Origin of the sequence: Paenibacillus terrae (assembly GCF_000943545.1) — a bacterium.
Classification (GTDB): Bacteria; Bacillota; Bacilli; order Paenibacillales; family Paenibacillaceae; genus Paenibacillus; species Paenibacillus terrae_A.
The window spans coordinates 1-5134 of the sequence record NZ_JTHP01000143.1 but is presented as its reverse complement, the minus strand read 5'-3'; the positions used below and the strand labels follow the sequence as shown (position 1 = coordinate 5134).

General features: G+C 39.6%; 5 protein-coding genes and 1 pseudogene. All 6 read left to right on the top strand.

Annotated features, from left to right (window positions below):
* On the top strand, positions 1-546 hold a 546-nt coding region (gene terL / locus QD47_RS29150; protein ID WP_044649411.1), incomplete at its 5' end, for a phage terminase large subunit.
* Between the two features lie 150 nt (positions 547-696).
* Entirely contained in the window at positions 697-1545 is an 849-nt protein-coding gene (locus QD47_RS29145; protein ID WP_044649409.1) for a copper amine oxidase N-terminal domain-containing protein, read from the top strand.
* Positions 1546-1658: 113 nt separating this feature from the next.
* Entirely contained in the window at positions 1659-1946 is a 288-nt protein-coding gene (locus QD47_RS29140; protein ID WP_200893548.1) for a hypothetical protein, read from the top strand.
* A 134-nt stretch (positions 1947-2080) separates the two neighbouring features.
* Positions 2081-3385 (top strand): phage portal protein, encoded by a 1305-nt coding sequence (locus QD47_RS29135; protein ID WP_044649408.1) that lies wholly within the window; start codon positions 2081-2083, stop codon positions 3383-3385.
* Positions 3386-4144: 759 nt separating this feature from the next.
* Positions 4145-4759 carry a DUF4355 domain-containing protein gene (locus QD47_RS29125; protein WP_044649407.1) on the top strand — a complete coding sequence of 205 codons (615 nt, stop codon included), beginning with the start codon at positions 4145-4147 and terminating at the stop codon, positions 4757-4759.
* Between the two features lie 31 nt (positions 4760-4790).
* A pseudogene (locus QD47_RS29120) lies at positions 4791-5134 on the top strand (P22 coat protein - protein 5 domain protein); the annotation flags it as partial.

The window sequence follows — 5134 nt, the reverse complement described above, 5'->3', positions numbered from 1 at the left end:
ATCATGTATTGGGACAGGCTACCTGAGTTTGATGAAATGGAAATGGCGATGTACATTGATCCAGCCATTAAAGCCGGGAAGAAAAATGACTATTCTGCTGTCTCCATTATTGGGCAGCACAGGAAGACGAAGCAAATGTATGTCATCGACGGCGAAATCTATAAACTGTTGCCGGATGATTTGTTTCAAGTCGCAATTGAGAAGTTAAAGCTTTACCCTGTAGATAAGCTTGGTTTTGAGGTGAATCAGGCACAGAGTTATATGAAGCAAAAGTTTGAAGAAGAGCTATGGAAAGCGAAGATACGTACACCCGTAGAAAGTGTCCATTCCAAGGGGCAGAAGCATGAACGTATTATTAGCTTGGAGCCGGAAGTGAAGAAGGGTCATATTCTGTTCAATGCAGATAACCTCAGATACAACCATCAGGTGAAGGACTACAATCGAAATTGTACATATGATGACGCGCCGGATAGCCTATATGGGGTTGTTCAATTGATTCAGTCGGTCAAAAGTTTAAAGTTTTATGATCGCAGTTTGTTATTTTGAGGGTTTTGCTAAAAACTCAAGTTTTATTTTGATCTAATCCCGTTAGTTAACGAGCAGGAGAGTGCAACGAATTTTATCCAGTTGCGTCTTAATATGGGGGGAGTTACTGCGCAACGAATTCGAATTTAACCAAAAAAGGAGCTATCATTTATGAAAAAAGCATTCCTTGGGGTTTTTCTTGCAATCTTTTTATTTATTTCATCGTCAACTACTTATGCAGCAGAAAATCAAATCAAAGTTGACGGTGTTGCTATTGCATCCGATGTGAAGCCCGAAATTAAGAACAAACGTACAATGGTACCTCTACGTGTTATTAGTGAGAATTTGGGGGCTAGCGTCGAATGGTCCAATTCCGAGGTTATTCTCGCTAAAAGCGATATGAAAGTCATATTAACACTGAACAGTAGTACAGCTGAGAAGAACGGTAAGAAGATGCTGCTTGATGTAAAACCATACATGAAAAATAATCGCATATTTGTTCCACTTCGTTTTATTGCAGAGACGTTTGGATGCCATGTCAATTACAACAACTTTGCAGTGACGGTTGATACTGAACCATTGTTCATAGACGGTGTACAAGTAAAAGCATTGCAACATGAATACCATATGACTATGGGCGGCGTAGTTCAGAAAATTAATGGAAATGCATATAACAAAACAATTTATAATATTTTTGTGAAAAACAAAGGTGAAAAGGTCGAAGCACCTGCAGACTACTCTTGGAGATTCACTATTGACACACTTGGGTCTTATTATAAAAATGCACAATATGATTTTCTAGACCCAAAAGGAAACAGCTTAGTTCGTTTTGATGTTTATTCTTTAATTCGTTCTTTTCCATCTGAACTTTTAACAGGATACCCAGAGATTTTAATTCATGACGTATCTAAAGATGAATGGTATTTGTTTAGCGATACCGCAACACGATCCATTAATCAGTTAATTGATACCGCTGCAAAGAACGGTTTTCTAACGATTATAAGTAATACAGTTGTGTAATGTGATTTTTTCTTATTACACTAATTGGAAATGTATAGTATATCGATGCCAATAGATGCTTGTTATAATCCCCGTTTGGCTTAATCACGGGTATGTGAGGAGGTTAATATCTAATGGGCGGCTGGAATGAGGAGAAGGCTCTGGAACAGAGTGATATTCATCAACTGAGTGGCGAGATCTATCAGATCCTACACGAGAGGATTGACAAGCTAGGTGTAGCATATGGCATCGTTAGTGAATTTAGTTATAACCCTGAGGAACCACCGTTCTGGACTATTACTATCGAGGACTATGAAACTGTGCTTACCTCGGCCATCTTGTTCCAATATATGAAACAGCATAGAAATTTGAAGGATGCGTTAACTCATTTTATGCGCGATCACTTCCCATATTTCACTTAAGCAGAGTATCAACGGTGAAAGGAAATTCAACAAACGGGGACACGTTAATTCAACAAGGAACTACCTTAGTAAAGGTGGTTCTTTTCTTTATTCAAGCAACAATTACTTAACCTATTTTGAAAGGAAGAACCTATTTGCAAATAACCGAGTCCATCATAATTGAATGTCTAAACGAACTCCAATCGGCTGCAATAGCTAAACAGAAATATTCAGATTACTACAATGGTCAGCATGCTATTCTCAAGAACTATGCGATGCAAGAAAGTCGAAGCAATCAAAAGCTTGTTTTCAATTTTCCACGTAAGTTCGTAGATAACGAAGTGGGCTATCTGCTCGGTAAGCCAGTAAACTATGTGTCCAAGTCAGATCAGGATGAAGCTATACATAATATAGATGTACATATGAGTCATTGGGATAAAGAGCATAATTTGCAGCTTCGAAAACAATCTGAAATCTTTGGCGAGAGTTTTGAATTAAACTATATCGACTCAGATGGCCAGTTTTCAGCCACAGTGTTGTCCCCATTGAATGCGTATGTGTTGGAGGACGGAACAGCAGAAAGAAACGTATTGCTTGGCCTACATAAATTCACGAGACGATTTGATAAGCAAGTGTATTTGGACGTGTATACCGACCATGAAATCCTACACTATACAATCGACAGTGATGATAAAGGCAATCCAATGAAGCAAAACCAAGCAACTGAATTGAAATATATCGGCAAACATAATCACATCTTTGGAAGAGTCCCACTTATCTCCTGTCCATCCAATACAGAGAGGAAAAGCGGCTTCCATGATGTGATTTCTTTATTTGATGCCTATAACGCATTGAATTCAGACTTGGTCAATGAAATCGCTGATCATCGTAATGCCTATCTGGTGATTGAAAATGCCAAGCTGGAAGCTGAAGACTTATTAAATATGAAGAAGATGGGGATTATTCAGGTTCCGACTGGGGGAAAGGTGAGTTGGCTTACGAAGGAGATTAATGACTCCTTTGTGAAAAACGAGTTGGATAACATTGAGCGCAAAATCTTCGACATGATGGATCAGGTTAACTTCAATGAGAATTGGGCCAGCAATACCTCCTCCTTGGCTCTGCGAAATAAACTTTTGAATTTGGAGAATCGAGTGGCAATGCGTGAAGCGTTAATGGAAAAAGCGATCAAGCAGCGAATTCGGAATTTCTTCACGTTCCTGCACATTAAAGAAGGCGTTCAATACGATTATCGGGATATCGCCGTGAAGTTTACTCGTAACTTGCCAACAGATTTGGTGGGGATGGCTGATGTGATCGTTAAATTGCAGCAAGTGGTCTCACAGGAAACGTTGCTCACGTTGCTTCCGTTTGTTGAGAATCCAAAGTTGGAATTCAATAAGTTTCAATCGGAGCAGCAACGATTAGTTGGTACGGATAAGGAGAAATCGAATGCATAATAAAAATAGAATCAAGCGGCTCGTGAAGAATAGCTGTGCTGGTTATCTCGGAACGAAACATGGCATCTCGAATTATTGCTGTTTACAAGATGGCCCATGTGTATTTTTCGCTCAAGATGATTCTTTGCCCCGTTGTAGCTATTTTGAAAATGGGGTTTTACCCATAGATGAAAAGTTAGAACGAGAATATAAGTCTGAGCGGAATATAGAATCTGAATTTAAAACAGCGCAACCGAGGGTGAACTGCCAGAAATGTAAGGCTACTTTTTCAGCAAATTCGAATCGGCAGAAATATTGTGATAAATGCAGAGACAAGAATGCGAACGAAAAGACAAAATTGCGGATGCGTCAGATGAGGAAAAAACAGGCTTGATGTTACGCTTTAGAGGTTTAAAAAGTCCAATAAACTAAGGGTGAAAAACAACCCAAAATGAGGAGTTGGTATGTTTGTACCAATTTCTCGTTTTTACGGTTTCTAATGCGTAACATCATTGTAGCAGGAATTGAACATACATATACGTGTTCGAAAGCTCGAACCCAAACAGACTCGGTGTTACGCTTTAGGCTGTCAAAAATCCAAATGAAATAAGGGTTAAAAATACCTAAAAGTGGGGAGTTGGTATGTTTGTACCTTTTCCTCGTTTTTATAATTTCTAAAGCGTTACATCCCTGTCCTGAGCATGACATTAAACGGCTCAAACATACATAAGCGTGTTCGGTTCTGCGGAGTCGAATGGGCGATAAAGGAGATTATCGAAAATGAATTTAGAACAAGTAAAGCAGTTAATTGAAGAAAACCAAACGAATGAGGAATGGCAAACGTATCTTCAGGGTTTGAATCCGTATAGCGTAGAAGGGATAGAGCAATTCATTCAATCTAATCATGAAGCAAGAAGTTGGTTCGATAGCTCGGTAGACAAGCGATCAGCTAAATCGTTGGAAACTTGGAAAGCTAATCATCTGGAAAGTGCAGTGGATGCTGAGATCAAAAAGCGATTCCCGGCTAAGGATGAAAAAGAAATTGAAGTTGAGAAGCTACGAGCCGAAGTGGAAAATATGAAGCTGGAGAAACAGCGTGAACGGTTAACCAGCCAAGCGATTAAAATTGCATCCGAAAAGAAACTTCCACTCCCGTTAGTGGATTTTTTTATTGGTGCAGATGAAGAAGCGACGACAGCGAATTTAGCCATGTTGGAACAATCGCTGCAATCGGCTATCCAACAGCAAGTCGAGCAACGGCTTAAAGGGGATGGCTATACCCCTCCTGCGAATTCAACGAGTAGCACATTTACATTAGAAGCGATTAAAGGCATGTCGCCAAACGAGATCAATCAGCATTGGGATCAAGTCAAACAAGCATTACAAAACAAATAATAATCAATAGAAAAGGACAGGGTGATTAGATATGTCAGTACAACATTTTATTCCTACAATTTGGAGCGCACGTTTAAATGAAAGTTTGAAGAAGAATTTGGTGTACGGTAATGTGGTCAACACCGATTATGAAGGTGAAATTAAAGGCCAAGGCTCGACCGTGAAAATCAATTCCATTGGTGCAGTAACCATTGGCAATTATGACAAAGTAGCTGGAATCGAGAATCCGCAGGAACTGGATGCTACGCAAAAAACACTGGTGATTGATCAAGCGAAGTACTTCAACTTTCAAGTGGATGATGTAGATGCTGCCCAAGCGAATGTAAATCTACTGGATGGTGGGATCGTGGAAGCTTCGTATGGGCTTGCTAATGT

What these genes read in the sequence shown, in the direction of transcription:
- QD47_RS29145 (WP_044649409.1), top strand. Translation starts at nt 697, where the DNA reads ATGAAAAAAGCATTCCTTGGGGTTTTTCTTGCAATCTTTTTATTTATT.
- QD47_RS29140 (WP_200893548.1), top strand. Translation starts at nt 1,659, where the DNA reads ATGGGCGGCTGGAATGAGGAGAAGGCTCTGGAACAGAGTGATATTCAT.
- QD47_RS29125 (WP_044649407.1), top strand. Translation starts at nt 4,145, where the DNA reads ATGAATTTAGAACAAGTAAAGCAGTTAATTGAAGAAAACCAAACGAAT.